Annotated in this window: 14 protein-coding genes; 7 read left to right on the forward strand and 7 right to left on the reverse strand. The window is 75.3% G+C overall.

The window, feature by feature from the left end:
• The first annotated feature begins 12 nt into the window (after window positions 1-12).
• Together Ade02nite_RS27405 and Ade02nite_RS27410 are read left to right on the forward strand one after the other, a co-directional pair.
• Entirely contained in the window at window positions 13-741 is a 729-nt protein-coding gene (locus Ade02nite_RS27405; protein ID WP_239169082.1) for a VOC family protein, read from the forward strand.
• 44 nt (window positions 742-785) lie between these two features.
• A complete protein-coding gene (locus tag Ade02nite_RS27410; RefSeq protein WP_239169089.1) occupies window positions 786-1541 on the forward strand; it encodes a hypothetical protein in 756 nt (251 codons plus the stop codon).
• A gap of 48 nt (window positions 1542-1589) precedes the next feature.
• On the opposite strand, the gene Ade02nite_RS27415 is transcribed toward Ade02nite_RS27410, so the two are convergent.
• The 3 genes from Ade02nite_RS27415 to Ade02nite_RS49610 form a co-directional block, all read right to left on the reverse strand.
• The gene (locus Ade02nite_RS27415) at window positions 1590-2381 is read right to left on the reverse strand and encodes a lysophospholipid acyltransferase family protein (RefSeq protein WP_203769940.1); all 792 of its coding nucleotides are present in this window, start codon (window positions 2379-2381) and stop codon (window positions 1590-1592) included.
• Window positions 2382-2557: 176 nt separating this feature from the next.
• Window positions 2558-3025, reverse strand: a complete 468-nt coding sequence (locus tag Ade02nite_RS49605; RefSeq protein WP_239169083.1) for a zinc-binding dehydrogenase — start codon at window positions 3023-3025, stop codon at window positions 2558-2560.
• On the reverse strand, window positions 3022-3354 hold the full coding sequence (locus Ade02nite_RS49610; RefSeq protein ID WP_239169084.1) for an alcohol dehydrogenase catalytic domain-containing protein: 333 nt from the start codon (window positions 3352-3354) through the stop codon (window positions 3022-3024). Before Ade02nite_RS49610 ends, Ade02nite_RS49605 begins: the two co-directional genes overlap by 4 nt.
• A gap of 221 nt (window positions 3355-3575) precedes the next feature.
• Between Ade02nite_RS49610 and Ade02nite_RS27425 the strand changes: the two genes are divergently transcribed.
• A complete protein-coding gene (locus Ade02nite_RS27425) occupies window positions 3576-4268 on the forward strand; it encodes a nucleotidyltransferase domain-containing protein (protein ID WP_203769942.1) in 693 nt (230 codons plus the stop codon).
• On the opposite strand, the gene Ade02nite_RS27430 is transcribed toward Ade02nite_RS27425, so the two are convergent.
• Both Ade02nite_RS27430 and Ade02nite_RS27435 read right to left on the reverse strand, forming a co-directional pair.
• The gene (locus Ade02nite_RS27430; RefSeq protein WP_203769950.1) at window positions 4265-5122 is read right to left on the reverse strand and encodes a phosphotransferase; all 858 of its coding nucleotides are present in this window, start codon (window positions 5120-5122) and stop codon (window positions 4265-4267) included. The genes Ade02nite_RS27425 and Ade02nite_RS27430 overlap by 4 nt on opposite strands.
• 98 nt (window positions 5123-5220) lie before the next feature.
• A complete protein-coding gene (locus Ade02nite_RS27435) occupies window positions 5221-5847 on the reverse strand; it encodes a shikimate kinase (protein WP_239169085.1) in 627 nt (208 codons plus the stop codon).
• Window positions 5848-5947: 100 nt separating this feature from the next.
• Between Ade02nite_RS27435 and Ade02nite_RS27440 the strand changes: the two genes are divergently transcribed.
• On the forward strand, window positions 5948-6367 hold the full coding sequence (locus tag Ade02nite_RS27440; RefSeq protein WP_203769959.1) for a PPOX class F420-dependent oxidoreductase: 420 nt from the start codon (window positions 5948-5950) through the stop codon (window positions 6365-6367).
• 77 nt (window positions 6368-6444) lie between these two features.
• Here Ade02nite_RS27440 and Ade02nite_RS27445 read toward each other — a convergent pair whose 3' ends face one another.
• Both Ade02nite_RS27445 and Ade02nite_RS27450 read right to left on the reverse strand, forming a co-directional pair.
• Window positions 6445-7011: a LuxR family transcriptional regulator gene (locus Ade02nite_RS27445; protein ID WP_203769961.1), complete on the reverse strand. Its 567-nt coding sequence runs from the start codon at window positions 7009-7011 to the stop codon at window positions 6445-6447.
• Complete coding sequence (locus Ade02nite_RS27450) at window positions 7008-9995, reverse strand: LuxR C-terminal-related transcriptional regulator (RefSeq protein ID WP_438871001.1); 2988 nt, start codon at window positions 9993-9995, stop codon at window positions 7008-7010. Before Ade02nite_RS27450 ends, Ade02nite_RS27445 begins: the two co-directional genes overlap by 4 nt.
• Before the next feature lie 260 nt (window positions 9996-10255).
• Between Ade02nite_RS27450 and Ade02nite_RS27455 the strand changes: the two genes are divergently transcribed.
• Genes Ade02nite_RS27455 through Ade02nite_RS27465 form a run of 3 tightly spaced genes read left to right on the forward strand, consistent with a single transcriptional unit; the run spans window position 10256 to window position 13991 of the window.
• Window positions 10256-11716 carry a dynamin family protein gene (locus Ade02nite_RS27455; RefSeq protein WP_239169087.1) on the forward strand — a complete coding sequence of 487 codons (1461 nt, stop codon included), beginning with the start codon at window positions 10256-10258 and terminating at the stop codon, window positions 11714-11716.
• Entirely contained in the window at window positions 11713-13512 is a 1800-nt protein-coding gene (locus Ade02nite_RS27460) for a dynamin family protein (protein WP_203769982.1), read from the forward strand. Before Ade02nite_RS27455 ends, Ade02nite_RS27460 begins: the two co-directional genes overlap by 4 nt.
• Window positions 13509-13991 carry a hypothetical protein gene (locus Ade02nite_RS27465; RefSeq protein ID WP_203769984.1) on the forward strand — a complete coding sequence of 161 codons (483 nt, stop codon included), beginning with the start codon at window positions 13509-13511 and terminating at the stop codon, window positions 13989-13991. The genes Ade02nite_RS27460 and Ade02nite_RS27465 overlap by 4 nt, the downstream gene beginning before the upstream one ends.
• Window positions 13992-14199 lie beyond the last annotated feature (208 nt).

Consider the following 14199-nt stretch of genomic DNA (forward strand, 5'->3'; position numbering starts at 1 on the left):
GGGGTGCGGTGGGTGACGGGGTTCCTGGATTCGCCGTCGCGGGCGGCGGAGTCGTTCTGGGTGGCGGTGACCGGGTGGTCGTTGTCGCCGCGGCGTGGGGCGGGCGGGGAGTTCGCGACGTTGGTGCCGCCGGACGGTGACGCGTATCTGCGGGTGCAGGTGCTGGCGGGCGCGGCGCCGCGTACCCATCTGGATTTGCATGTGGAGTCGGTGCCTGAGGCGGCGGCGCTGGCGGTGGGGTGCGGGGCGTCGGTGGTGTCGGACGACGGTGAGCTGGTGATTCTGCGGTCGCCGGCGGGGGTGGTGTTCTGCCTGGTGCCGTGGCATGGGGAGGCGCGTCGGCCGGTGCCGGGCGGCAGTGTGGTGGATCAGTTGTGTGTGGACGTGCCGGTGGCGGCGTTCGAGGTGGAGATCCGCTTCTGGCGGGCGCTGACGGGCTGGGAGCGGCGGCCGTCGGATCTGCCGGAGTTCGAGCATCTGGAACGTGGTGCGGGGATGCCGTTGAAGTTGCTGGTGCAGCGGGTCGGGTCGCCGGTGGCGGGCTTGCATGTGGATCTGGCGTGCGTCGATGTGGACGCGGAGGTGGCGCGGCATGTGGCGTTGGGCGCGGCGGTGGTGCGGCGGGTGCCGGGCCAGTGGACGACGCTGCGTGATCCGGTGGGCCGGGAGTATTGCGTGACGGCTCGGCTGCCCTCTCCCCTGCCGGGCTCGCCCTCCCCGAAAAGTGTCGGAGGGGCCTGATAGAACTGTTCAAACAAACGTTCGAAGAGGTGGGGTGGGTCGAGATGGCGGCGGTGGCGCAGGCGAGTGGCCGGGGGCTGAGCGACGGTGATCTGGAGGCGATCCGCGACGGTCTGGCCGCCGGGCGCAAGCCGCGGGTGCAGTTCACCGACGCGGCGGGGCAGATCGCGGGTCAGATCGGCCAGGTGGTGAGCCTGGGTGATCCGGCGGAGTCCGACGAGTTTGTGATGGTGCGTTTCGGCAAGGACGAGTTGCCCTTCTCCCCCGGTGATCTGCGGGTGGCGCCGCGCGGGGCGACGGCCCGCAAGGCGGCTCCGGCGCCCGCGGTGCCGGAGCCGGTGGTGCCGCCGGGTCCCGCTTTCGTGCTCGATCAGCCGGTGGTGCCGCCGGTGCAGCGGTCGGGCGGCGACGATCAGACGGGCGCGCCCGCGCCGCGAAAGGGTGGGGACGAGGTGGCTGCACCACGCAAGAACGCCGACGAGGGTACGGCGCCGCGCAAGGCGGCCGGGCGCTCGGCCAAGGCGAAACCGGCGCCGGGGCTGACGGTCACGCTGGCCTACGCCGAGGGCGAGTGGACGGTGGCGGCCAACCAGGGTGCCAAGGCGCTCGCGAAGCCGTACGTGGTCCGCCCGGCCGAGGCGCTGCGCATGGTGGCGCTGGTCGACGTGCCCGGCGTGCAGGAGGCCGTGGAGCAGATCATGGCCGCCGAGCGTGCCGAGGCGGAGGCGCAGGCGCAGCGGTTGCGTGCCGAGCTGGCCGAGGTGGAGGCGCGGCTCGCGGAGCTGGGCGAGGCGGGCTGAGGCCCTCTTGCCGCATCGAGGGCACGGACGGGTGCCTGTCCGGGCGGGTCAGGGGCGGCTGATGGGGTTGCCGGCGGGGCGGCGCGGGCGGACGCGGGACAGGTCCGGTGGGCGGGTCCTGTCGATGTGGTGCGGGGTTTCCATCTCGCCGGGGCGCAGGGCGGCGAGGGTGTCGTGGATGCCGTCCATGATCAGGCGGGTGGCCTGCATGGCCTGGGCGCCGGCGGTGCCGGTGACGCCGGTCAGGTCGACGGGGGCGTCGCCGAAGCGCACGTGCACGACGGGACGGCGGCGCAGGGCGCGCAGCAGGGAGGGCAGCAGACGCTTGGGGGTTTCGTAGGGCAGCACGGCGTGGGCGCCCCATTGGGCGACGGGCAGCACGGGGGCGCCGGCCAGGGCGGCCATGCGGGCGACGCCGGTCTTGCCGCGTTCGGGCCACATCCACGGGTCGAGGCCGATGCGGCCTTCCGGGTAGACGAGCACCATGGCGCCGTCGCGCAGGGCCTGGGCGGCGGCGGGCAGCGCGTCGGCGACGTGGGCGGTGTTGCGGTCGACGCGGATGTGCCCGGCGGCGCGCATGGCGGCCCCGGCGATTGGCGCGTCGAAGATCCCGCCGGTGGCGAGGATGCGCGGCGCGATGCGGGCCTTGTGGCAGGCGGCGGTCATCACGATCGGGTCGAACGGGCTCACATGGTTGGCCGCCAGGATCAGCGGCCGGCCGCGCAGCTCGGCGGGCACGGTGCCGCTGACACGCAGCCGGCACAGCGGAGCGACGACGATGCGCGCGAGCACGAGCATGAAGCGCCACATGAAGGGCGTTCGCGGGGGTGAGCTGTCCATCAGGCCGCCTATGATCGCACGCTGCCGCTCGCCGCTCGCCCCGGCCGTCCTCGCGACGTCCCGCCGGCGGTCGTGGTCGAACTGTGTGCGCGTCGAGCCCTTCTCCCCCGCGCCGGCACCGCCCGGTTTCGCCGCTGGTGCGCTACGCGGACCTCGATCAGGCAGAGGTGCTGACGTCACAGCAGGAGCAGGGTCTTGCCGAGGGCAGTGCGGTTCTCGACCGCTCTGTGGGCGTCGGCGGCCCGCTCCAGCGGGAAGGTTTGCCCTATTACCGGGCGGAGGGACCCGGTTGCGGCGTGCGCCATGATTTGTGTTGCCCACCGTCGCACGTGTGCGGGGAAGTCGAACAGCTGCTCAATGCCGATCACCTGCACGTCTCGTTCCTGGGCTTCCGCCGCTTCGATGCGGGTGACCTCTCCGCTGGAGGCGCCGTGGATCGAGGATCGGCCGCCGCGGGCTGTCGCCTCGAACGCGGCCCTGCCGATCCGACCGCCGACGCCGTCGAAGACGACATTCGGCCCGGCGTGACCGGTTGCGTCGAGCACCCGTTCGGTCCAGTCCGGTTCGGCGTAGTCGACCACGGCGCCGGCGCCGAGCTGCCGGACCAGATGCCCCTTGCTCGGGCCGCGGGCCGCGCCGATCACGTCGGCGCCCGCGGCGAGACACAGCTGCACCAGTCGGCGAAGCCGCCGGTCTCGCCTGTACCGGCGACGACTCGCCGGCCCAGCCAGGCCGGGTCAACCCCCTGCCCGGTCGAGATCACCGTCCCGGCCACCAGGCCACCGGGCACATAGGGCAAGGGGGGTCGTGCGTGCCACGGGTCCACTCCCCGCCGGATCTGGGTCTCCACGAAGGTCGTGCTCGCCACCGCCACCTCGACGACGACCTGGCCGGGTCCGGCAACCGGGTCCGGGGCCTCACCGGGAACCAACAACTCGGGGCCACCGAACCCCATCGCCCGTACTACGCGCATTCGCCTGCTCCGTTCGCTCGCCGGCGCCACGCAGGATCCTCGAACATGAAGTGCGGGAGAGGTCAACCACACGCTCGCAGGACGGATCATTCCACTCCCGCGAACGGGGGAACCGGGTGCCGGGTGCACCGCGCTCGGCCTGCGGAAACGGGGACGGCGGGCCGGTTCGGGCGGTGGGCTGACGGGAGGCGCCGGCCGGGTCGGGCGGTGATACTGCGGCCATGACTCAGGTGCTTGCCGGGCTGATGGACGAGGTTCGTGACGATCCGGGGGTGGCGGGGCTGGTGCTGACCGGGTCGCACGCGCGGGGCATGGCGACGGCACGGTCGGACGTCGACGCGTACGTGATCACGGGGGTGCCGGTGGTGTGGCGGCCGGCGTCGGTGGTGCCGGGGCTGGACCTGGCCGTGTTGTCGGTGCAGCAGCTGGCGGACGTGTCGGATCGGTGGCAGCGGTACGCGTACCGCGGGGCGAGGGTCTTGCTGGATCGGCTCGACGGGCGGATCGCGGAGCTGGTGCGCCGGCAGGGGTCGTTGAGCGCCGCGGAGGCCGGCGTGCTGGCGCGTGAGCAGCTCGACGGGTATGTGAACTTCGTGTACCGGGCGGTGAAGAACCGGCGCGACGCTCGGGTGGACCTGGCGCGGCTGGAGGAGATGGAGGCGGCCGGGTGGCTGCTGGAGGCGCTGTTCGCGATGTTCGGGCGGGTGCGGCCGTACAACAAGTATTTGCGCTGGGAGCTGGACCACCACCCGCTGCCGGATCCGTGGACGGCCGATTTTGTGATCGCGCGGGTGGCGGAGCGGCCGTCGATGCTCTTCGGTGACCTGGAGCGGCTGGCGCGCGAGCGGGGCTTCGGGGAGGTGTTCGACCAGTGGCCGCAGCTGGCGATGATCCGTGCCGCGGTGGCGCCCTAGGGCAGGCCGGACTCGGCGACGTCGAGCCAGTGGGTGACGGTGGCGTCGTCGTGGTGGCGGATCGACCAGTCGACCAGGCGCAGGCTCATGTGCGCCCAGTAGGCGAGGCGGCGCCGCTCGGAGATGGCGTTCAGGCGGGCGTCGATCGGGCGTACGAGCCCGGGATCGTGGCCGGTCAGCATGAAGCGCAGGGTGACCAGGTCGAAGTGGCGGTCGCCGCGGGTGGCGCCGTCCCAGTCGATGACGCCGGTGAGCCGGCCCGCGTCGACGAGCACGTTGCCGGGGTGGAAGTCGAGGTGGACGAGGTCGTCGCCGACCATGGCGGCGTGGCGTTCGCCGATGGCGTGGATGCGCTCGAGCAGCCGGGCGGTGCGCTCGCTGTGCCGGGCGAGGGGTTCGTGCAGGCAGAAGCCGGGGCCGTCGCCGGTCAGGTAGAGGTCGGTGGGGCGTGGGGCGGGTTCGGCGGCGAGCAGCCCGGCGAGCCGGTCGTTGACGGCGATCATCTGGTGGACCAGGGCGGTGTCGACGGTCGTGGGCGGGGCGCCGGGCAGGCGTTGCTGCACGATGACGCGGGCGCCGTCGACGTGGGCGGCGAGCTCCTGCCGGGCGGTGGGCACGCCGGCGGCGCGGGCCTTGTCGACCAGCGGGCCGGTGCGGGAGCGGCCCTCGGTGAGCACGGAGCGGCGCCCGTCGGGCCAGCGCACGTAGGCGGCGCCGACCTCTCCGCCCGGGGCGGGTCCTTCCAGGCGCAGGCGTACGCCGGTGATGTCGGCGATCCGCTCGAGCACGTGCGGTGCGTCGAGGCGGGCGCTGCGCGGCCACTCGTGGGTGGTCACGCGGTCGGCAGGTCGCACCCTCGTTGTCTCCCCCGGTGACGGTAAACGCTCTCCCGAGCAAAGACCGTAGCGCCGCGGTCAAGCGGGTTTTGTCGCCTACCGGACTTTGTAGATCTTCAACCTGCGTGGATCTTCAATCGGTCCGCGACCTCGGCGGTGAGCTCCTGTTCGGTCATGCCGGGCTCGACGGTGATGGCGTGCAGGCCGAGCCGGCCGGTCTCGGCGCGCAGGTGCTCGGTGAACAGCCGGTCCCGTTCGAGCAGGTTCGCCAGGGCCCGCCGCGGGTCGCTGGTGCGCCCGGCGATGTGCCAGGTGGAGCCGCGGCTGTCGAACGCGGCCCGGCGGAACTCGGGCGTCGGCAGCAGCCACACGGCGTGTGCCGGGTCGCGCAGATGAGGCCGTACGAGGTGAGGAAGCAACCGGAACCCCTCGGCGATCACCCCCGGTGTGGCGGGCAGCCGCCGCAGGTCCTCGGTGATCAGGTCGAAGCCCTCACCGCGGTACCAGTGGAAGGTCTCCAGCATGACGTGCGGGGACCGGTCGACCCACCGCTCGTCCATGGTCATCGCCGAGAACTCGGCGAGCCGCGGCGCGTCGGCGGCGCTGCTGCGCGTGGCGTGCTCGGCCATCATCGCGTCGGTGTCGTACAGGCGCAGCCCGTACGTCGTGGCGAGGGCGCGGGCGATCGTGCTCTTGCCGGCGCCGCTGGCACCGCCGATCCAGCGCACCTGGGACAGAGACATCCCCGTAGTGTCGCCTGGGCGGGTTCGGCCGTCTTCGACGACCGGGGCGCGCTGATGTCCTTCGGCTGATCCCCCGGGGTGGCTATCTAGACTGCGGGGCATGGCCTTCACCGAGCACGAGATCGCCTACCTGCGCTCGCAGCCGCTGGCCCGCCTCGCCACCGTCGGCGCCCACGGGCAGCCCGACGTGGTCCCGGTGAGCTTCGAGTTCGACGGCGCCTCCTTCTGGGTGGGTGGCCCCGGCGAGCCGGTGCTGCGCACCCGCAAGTTCCGCAACGTGACCGCCGGCGCCGCCGAGGTCGCCCTGGTCGTCGACGACCTGATCTCGCTCACGCCGTTCGCGGCGCGCGGCGTGCGCGTCTACGGCCACGCCACCGGCCCGATCGAGCGCACCGGTCTGACCGGCCCCGGCCACTACCTGCGCATCACCCCGACGGTGTCGTGGAGCTGGAACCTGAGCGGCGAGCCGGTGGGCGCCGAGTGGTACGACTCGCCGAAGACGGTCCACCAGGCCCCGTGATCCGCCGGCGGTTGCTCGGTCATGCCCGCATCGTCCCGGCGAGCGTGACCGAGCAACCGGAAGTGCGGGCGGCGGGCTCAGCGGGGCGGCGGGGCCGAGCGCGGTGGTGGCGCCGTGCCGCGCTGGCGCAGGTAGGCCAGCACGGCCTCGCGGGTGGTGCGCACGCCGAACAGGGCGCGGGCCTCGGCGATGCGGCGGTTCGCGGTGCGCAGGCTCAGGAACTCGGCGGCCGCGGCGGCGGCGATCGTGTCGCCGGCGGCGAGACGGTCGAGCAGGGCACGCTGCTCGGGCACCAGGTCGGCCACCGCGTTGCCGCCCGGCGGGGGCGGGTCGGCGACGCCCTGCTGCACGGGGCCGAGACGGGACAGGTCGTCGACGAGGGCACGGCCCAGCGGGGACTCGGCGTCGCAGACGGCGACGATGCCCGCGCCGCGGGCGGCGGCCAGCACGGCCAGCTGCAGGGTGTCGGCGTCGCCGATGCGGCCGTGCAGGACCAGGCGGGTCGTGGTCACGTCCCAGCCGGGGTCCGTCAGGGCGAAGCCGTCGCGGGCCACCCAGCCGTCACGGGTGAGCCGGCGCAGCACGGTGTCGGCGTCGCCGGCGGTGGCGACGACGTGGCGAGGGGCGTCGGTCTGTCTGGTCACCGGCCATCCTTCAGCGTGTCAGACGTGTCGGGACGTGCGGGGTTGGCGAAGGCGAGAGCAGCTGCTTCCGTACGGGTACGAGCGCCGAGCTTGCGCATGCCGGCGCGGATGTGGGTGTCGACGGTCTCCGCGGAGATGCCCAGCTGCCCGGCGATGCGGCGGGTCGGCTCCCCCGCCGCGACCAGGCGCAGCACGTCGGTCTCGCGGCGGGTCAGCTGATCACCGGAGCGAGGGCTGCGGGTGTCGCGGTGCACGTTGTGCCGCCGCAGGCCCCGCCGCGCCCGCCCGGCGAGCACGGTCAGCCCGGCCGCGTCGGCGAGCTTCTCCGCGGTCAGCAGGGCGTCCACGGCCCGCGCCGCGTCGGTGTCGGTCAGCCCGGCGGCCAGCAGGCAGCGGATCCGCTCGCGCAACGCGACCGGCCGCCACCCGTCCGCCGCGGCGGTGAAGCCGGTCCCGGTGGCCCACGCGGTCAGCGTGCGCCGCGCCGCCGCCGGCAACCCCGCCGGCATGGCCGCGGCCGGGTCCGCGCCGAGATCGTGCGACGCCCACCGCGCGGTGATCGCATGCAGCCCCGCGAGCAGGCCGCTGTCGTCCGCACCACCCGGGAGCACGGCACGGTCGGGCTGCCCGTCGAGCCAGGCGGTCTCCTGCGCCACCCACGACGTGGCCGGATGAGCCGGCCCACCGTCCAGATGAGCCCGCGCGGCGGCGAGCAGACCGGTGTCCGCCTCGATCAGAGCGGTCGCGGCGGTCGCATACCCGCGAGCCTCGTCGGGCAGCGCCCGATCGGTCAGGTTGGCGGCGCGGCGCAGCACCCCGTCGACGCCGTCCCACAGCTCGGCGATCACGTCATCGTTCGGGGGTACGGCGCCCGCGCGCCCGGAAGCCGCGGACTCGGCGGCCCCACGGTCAGCGGCTGCCTGGGCCGGGCCACGCGACGCGGTAGTGCCGTAGATGCCACCAGGCCGCAGATGGCCCAGCCCTTGCGGATTCTCACCCGGAGTGTCGCCAGTGGGCGGGGTGACGCTGTCAGCGGCGGTCCCGTGCGGCTGTCCGGTCTCCGGAACCGGGGGCTGGGAGCCTGTGGCCGAGAGAGGGCTGGGGGCCCACAGCGGGACGCCCCGTTGCCCGGGACCTGGCAGCGGGTGGGCTGCCGACGCCGGCGTGGCCGATCGTCCCTCCCGCCGTGTGGGGGCGGCAGAAGCCGAAGCCGGGCGGGCGGCGGGACGGTGCAGGGCCGCGGCCGGGTCCGTCGTGGCGGGGTCGGTGGCGGGGCCGTGCAGGGCGAGGGCCCAGTCGGCGGCCGCGGCGAAGCGGGTCTGCCAGCCGTAGGCCAGGTCGGCGGCGCAGTCGCGGGCCGCGCGCAGGGCCACCGCGGCGGACTCGGTCAGGCGGCCGTCGGCGGCGAGCCGCTCGACCAGCAGCCACGCGGACCAGCGGGAGATCAGCGGGTCGGCCGCCGAGGTGGCGGCCGCGGCCAGCGCGGCGTCCCAGCCAGGCGTGCGGAAATGGGCCTGCACGGCGGCCAGGGCGGCGGCGACGCCGGGTGCCGGGGCCGGGTGCCGGGCGGCGATCTTGTCGGCGAGGTCGCGGGCGGCGGGCGGGTCGGTGGCCAGCTCGGCGAGCAGCAGCACCCGGTCGCGGCCGGCCACCACGGGAGCGGCCGCGGCGTCGGGCACGGACCGCACGGCGGCGCGGGCCGCCGCCGGTTCGCCGGCTTGCAGCAGCGCCTCACCGAGCAGGACGTCGATCTCCAGGGCGAGCGGGCTCGCGGGGCTGGCCTGGGTGCCCCGCGAGGGGAAGTCGAGCTCGGCCGCCAGCACGCGGGCGGCGTCAGACTGCCCGATCTCGGCGCCACCCTGAGCAGCGGCCGGCCCCGCAGCGCTGGAGATGACCAGGCCGCCGGAGCCGCGGGCGGCGGACAGCACCCGGGCGGCCGCCGCGGGCCGGCCCGCGGCGAGCAGGGCGTCGGCGGCGGCCAGCCGGACCCGCGGGTCGACCGGCACGGCGAGCTCGCAGGCGAACAGCAGCAGCGCCGCCCGGTCGCCGCCGGCGGCCTGGTCGGCGGCGGCGAGGGCGCGCCGGTGCGCGCCCGGCAGGTCACCGGCGGCGGCCAGGTGGCGGGCCGCTTCGGCGGGTGGGGTCAGGTCGGCGAGGCGGGTGTGCAGGTCGACGCGGGCCGCGCTGTCGAGCAGGCCCGCCGCGGTCTCGGCCACGTAGGTCGACACGGGCAGCAGGCCGCCGTCCTGGTCGGGCACCACGAGCCCGGCCGCTTGCAGGTCGGTGGCGCCCGCGCCGAGCAGGCCCGCGGGGGCCGGCCGGCCGAGCAGGCCGAGCGCCGCCAGGGCCGTGCGGGCGGGGCGGGGCAGGTCGGCGAGGGCGGTCGCGATCGCGTACGCCACCTGGTCGATCTCGGCGCCGGCCGGGCGCGCGCCTGCCGCCGGGCGCGACTCCGACGCCGCGTTGCGGGCCAGGGCGGTCACCGCCAGGGGGTTGCCGCCGGCGCGTTCGGCGACCGCGGTCAGGGCGGTGTCGTCGAGCTGGGGGGCGGTGCGCCGGGCCAGGTCGTGGGCCTCGGCGGCGGTCAGCGGCGGCACGGGGATCCACGCGGTCGCGGCGGCGCGCAGGGCGGCCTCGGTGGCCGGGGGCAGCCGGTGCGGCGTGCGCAGGGCCGCCAGCACGCGGCAGTGGGCGGCGAGCAGCGGCAGCGCCGCGAGGGTCGCCGGATCAACGTAGTGAAGATCGTCGATGACGAGCAGGCCGCCGCGGACGCGGGAGCGCACGGCCTCGGCGAGCAGGTGGATGTCGTGGGTGGGCAGCTTGGCGCGCACGGCGCGCGACAGGGCCAGCGCGGGCACGGTCTGCAGCATCGCCAGCCCGCCGCCGGCGTGCACGGGCCCGGCGGTGGCCAGCCGGCGCAGCAGCGTGGTGCGCCCGCAGCCGGGTGGGCCGGTCAGCACGACAAGACCAGGGCGTTGCAGCATGGCGGCGGCCGAGTGCAGCGCTTCCGCCACCTGACCTCCTCCCCTCCTCGTCGGCTGGTGCCTGGCACGAACACGGGATCCCGCGCCGGGACGCTGTCCGTAGGCTGGTGCCTGCGGCGGGTGCCCCAGCGCGCCCGCCCTCGCGCGAAACAATGGGGAAGGACGGCCGTGGTCTGCACATTCTCGCCGACAGTGTGCCCGGCTGACGAGTCGCGGTGAGCGGCCCGCTCAGCGCCAGCGTAGCGACGCTGTGTGATCAATTGGGGGGTCGTGTCGGCCCCGAGGCCGGTAACCAGGTCAGACAGATCCACGATCGTCTCGGCGAGCCGCTGCGGGTCGCGATCGCCGGCCGGCTGAAAGCCGGAAAGTCGACACTCGTCAACGCGCTGATCGGCCGGCGGGTGGCGCCGACGGCGGTCGGCGAGTGCACGCGGGTGGTCACCCGGTTCCGGTACGGGCCGGCCGACCGGGTCGACGTGGTGTGCCGCGACGGGCAGCGGCGCAGCCTGCCGCTGGACGACGACGGGATGATCCCGCAGCGCCTCGGCGTGCCGCTGGCCCGGGTCGCGTACGTCGACGTGACGTTGACCAGCGAGAAGCTGCGCGAGCTGACGGTCGTCGACACGCCCGGGCTGGCCTCGACCGACACGGTGGTCAGCGACCGGGCGGCCGAGGCGGTCGGCACGGCCCCGTTCGACGCGGACATCGACGCCGACTCCGCGTCCGAGGTCGCCGCCGCCGAGGCCGTGGTGTACGTGTTCACCCAGGCGGTGCGCGCGGACGACGTCCAGGCGCTGGAGGCCTTCCGGGACGCCTCGGCGCGGCTGTCGTCGAGCCCGATCAACGCGCTCGGGGTGTTCGGCAAGGTCGACACGCTGGTCGGCGGGGCCGGCGATCCGTGGCCGGTGGCCGAGCCGCTCGCCGCGCAGCAGGCCGGGCTGCTCGCCCGTACCGTGTCCGATGTCGTGCCGGTGGTGGGGCTGCTGGCCGAGACCGCCGAGGCGGGCCGGCTCACCGGCGCGGACCGCGACGCGCTGCTGCGCCTGGCCGCGCTGCCGGCCGGCGAGGTGCGCCTGCTGCTGGCCTCGGCCGACCTGTTCCGCACGAGGGAGGCGCCCGTGCCCGCCGACCACCGCGAGCGGCTGCTGGGGCTGCTCGACCTGTACGGCATCGGGTTCGCCCTGGCGCAGCTGGCCGCCGAGCCGCGGCTGCCCACCGGTGAGCTGGTGCGCCGGCTGGTGGCCGTGTCCGGCTTCGCGCGGCTGCGGCACACCCTCGAAGAGACGTTCCGCTGGCGCTCCGACGCGATCAAGGCCGGCTGGGCGCTGTCGCGGCTCGAGCGTCTCGCCGGGCACACCCGCGACGCCCGCGACCGCGAGACCCTGCGCGACGCGGTGGAGCGGCTGCTGCGCGACCCCGCCTACCACCGGCTGCGGCTGCTCGACGCGGCGCAGCGGGTGGCCACGGGCGCGGTGCCGCTGCCGGTGGAGTGGGAACAGGAACTGACCCGGCTGGCCACGTCGCAGGACCCCCGCTGGATCCTGCGGCTGCCCGAGGCGGGCACCGACGAACTGGCCGCCGCGGCGGTGGCGGCGGCGAACCGGTGGCGGGTGTACGCGGTCGCGGGCGCCGGGCCGGCCCAGTCGCGGGTCGCGCAGGTCGCGCACCGCGGCTTCCACCTGCTGGCCCAGCAGGCCCGCGCGGAAGGGGCCCGCCCGTGACCGCCGACCTGACCGGCGTCCTGGACGCCGCGGTGCGCGACACCCTCGCCTACGTGCGCGGCCAGGACCCCGACGCCGGCGCCGAGCTGGCCGAGCTGCGCCGCGTGCGGCTCACCCGCCCGCAGGTGGTCGTCGTCGGCGAGACCAAGCGCGGCAAGAGCTCGCTGATCAACGCGCTGCTCGGGGTGCCCGGCCTGTCGCCCGTGGACGCCGCGGTGGCCACCGCCACCTACCTGCAGTTCGTGCCCGGCGAGTTCGCGGCGAGGGCGTGGCTGCCCGGCGCCGCCGAGCCGATCGCCGTCGACGACCTGAGCGCGTGGGCGACCGGCGCGCAGCGGGCCCGGCGCATCGAGGTGGCCCATCCCGCGCCGCTGCTGCGCTACGTCAGCCTGCTCGACACCCCGGGCGTCGGCGGCCTCGACCCCGCGCACGCCACCGTGGCGCTCGCGGCGGTCGAGAAGGCCACGGCGCTGATGTTCGTCGCCGACGCGTCGGCGCCGCTGTCGCGTCCCGAGCTCGACTTCCTGGTCGCCGCGAGCGAGCGCGTCGACGCGGTGATCTTCGCGCTCACCAAGATCGACGTGTTCGGGGGGTGGCGGCGCATCGCCGAGGACAACCAGGCGCTGCTGCGCGCGCACGCGCCCCGCTTCGGCGACGCGCCCTGGTTCCCGGTGTCGTCGGCCCTCGCGGAGCTGGCCGTGCACGCGGGACCGGGCGAGCAGGCCGGCCTGGTGCAGGCGTCGCACATCGCCGAGCTGCAGCACGCTCTCGTCGAGCTCGCCGGCCGCGGCCACCAGCTGCAACTGGCCAACGTGCTGCGGGCGGCGCGCGCGGAGCTCGTACGGCTGCAGGAAACCGCCACCGGCCGCGTGCGCGCCGCGGACGCCGACCCGGCCCGCACCGCGCAGGTCCGCGCCGAACGGGCCGCCCTCGCGGCCCGCAAGCGCACCGAGTCACGCCAGTGGACGCTGCTGCTGTCCACCGAGACCCAGCGCGCCCGCGTGGAGACCGTCGGGCACCTGCGCACCCGCATCGCCGCCCTGCAACAGCAGTTCTCCACCCGCATCGACGCCGGCCGCGGGGACGCGCTGGCCCGGCTGCCCGAGGCGCTCGACGCCGAGTTGCAGGCGCTGTCCGTCCAGCTGTCGCAGCGCCTCGAAGAGACCTTCGCGCAGGTCGGCGACCGTGTCCTCGCGTCGGTCTTCGACTCCGCCGAACGCGCGGCCATGCTCGGGCAGCTCAACGCGTCACTGCGGCACGCGATGGACGCGGCCCCGCCGCGCGACGGCTCCGCCGACAACCTGCTGATCGCCCTGTCCGCCGGCGGGATCGCGTTCATGGCCGGCCGCGGCGCCATCCTCGGCGTGTCGGTCTTCGCGGCGGGCGGGCTGCTCGTGCCGGTCGCCGGCATCGGGCTGGGCCTGGCCGCCGGCGGCTACGTGCTGTACCGCCGCCGCGTGCAGCAGGACCGCCAGCAGGCCCGGATCTGGCTGCGCGACGTGCTCGGCGAGGCCCGCGCCGCGCTGGCCGACGAGATCGCCAACCGGTTCACCGACCTGCAGTACGCGCTGTCGGTGGCCGTCGACGACGCCGTCGAGAAGAGGCTGCGCGACCTGGACGCCCAGCTCGCGGAGATCGACGCGGCGGCCGCGGAGGACGCGGCCGGGCGCGCCAAGCGGCGTGCCGCCGCACAACAGGAGCTCGACACGGTACGCGCGAGACTGCGCGCCGCCGACGCTGTGCTTGTCCGGGCCCGGGCACTGACGCCCGTCCCCCACGACGAGGAGGACCGATGACGGATCACCACGACTTCGGCGACCACGAGGACTTCGGGTTCTACGACGAGCACCCGCTGCCCGAGCATCAGGAGCCGGCCCCCTTCGAGGACCACCTGTTGTCGTACGACGAGGACGACCACCACCCGTACGAGGAACCGCCCGTCCTCGATGACCACCACGAGCCGCCGGAACCCGAGGCCCCGGCCGAGGAGCACACCGACCTGGCCGCCGACGCCGACCCGGTCGACGTGTTTCCGCCCCAGGTCGACGTCGGCGACCTGCCCGAACCGGTCGACGGCTTCCCGTGGATCGACACCGGCAGCCTCGGCGTCGTGCCCGCCGAGGCGCTCACCGCCCCGGCCGACCCGGTGAGCCCGCAGGAGCTGGCCGAGTACGTCGGCGAGCAGCTGCCGCCCGGCGCCGACCCGTGGGCCGCCCTCGCCGACTCCGAGGACCCGGCCACCAGCACCCTGGCCCGGTGGTGGCAGGAGAACTGAGCGGGACGGCCGTGCGGTGCGGGAGCTCTCAGCGCCCCACCCGGGTGGGTGCACCGCGATGGGCCGACCTGACGTGTAGCCGGGCTGCGGGCTCAGCTGTTCGGTGGCGCGTTCCAGTGAGCGAGCTCGCCGTCGATCTCCCGCTGATCCATCTTCGCCTCGCGCCGGTCGGCCGCCTGGTCGCGTTCGCGGGCCGCCTGGTCGCGTT

Source organism: Paractinoplanes deccanensis, assembly GCF_016862115.1.
Lineage (GTDB): Bacteria > Actinomycetota > Actinomycetes > Mycobacteriales > Micromonosporaceae > Actinoplanes > Actinoplanes deccanensis.

Coding starts and splice junctions, on each gene's coding strand:
- Ade02nite_RS27415 (WP_203769940.1), bottom strand. CDS start 2,381: ATGGACAGCTCACCCCCGCGAACGCCCTTCATGTGGCGCTTCATGCTC.
- Ade02nite_RS49610 (WP_239169084.1), bottom strand. CDS start 3,354: ATGCGCGTAGTACGGGCGATGGGGTTCGGTGGCCCCGAGTTGTTGGTT.
- Ade02nite_RS27425 (WP_203769942.1), top strand. CDS start 3,576: ATGACTCAGGTGCTTGCCGGGCTGATGGACGAGGTTCGTGACGATCCG.
- Ade02nite_RS27450 (WP_438871001.1), bottom strand. CDS start 9,995: ATGCTGCAACGCCCTGGTCTTGTCGTGCTGACCGGCCCACCCGGCTGC.
- Ade02nite_RS27440 (WP_203769959.1), top strand. CDS start 5,948: ATGGCCTTCACCGAGCACGAGATCGCCTACCTGCGCTCGCAGCCGCTG.
- Ade02nite_RS27465 (WP_203769984.1), top strand. CDS start 13,509: ATGACGGATCACCACGACTTCGGCGACCACGAGGACTTCGGGTTCTAC.
- Ade02nite_RS27410 (WP_239169089.1), top strand. CDS start 786: ATGGCGGCGGTGGCGCAGGCGAGTGGCCGGGGGCTGAGCGACGGTGAT.
- Ade02nite_RS27435 (WP_239169085.1), bottom strand. CDS start 5,847: ATGTCTCTGTCCCAGGTGCGCTGGATCGGCGGTGCCAGCGGCGCCGGC.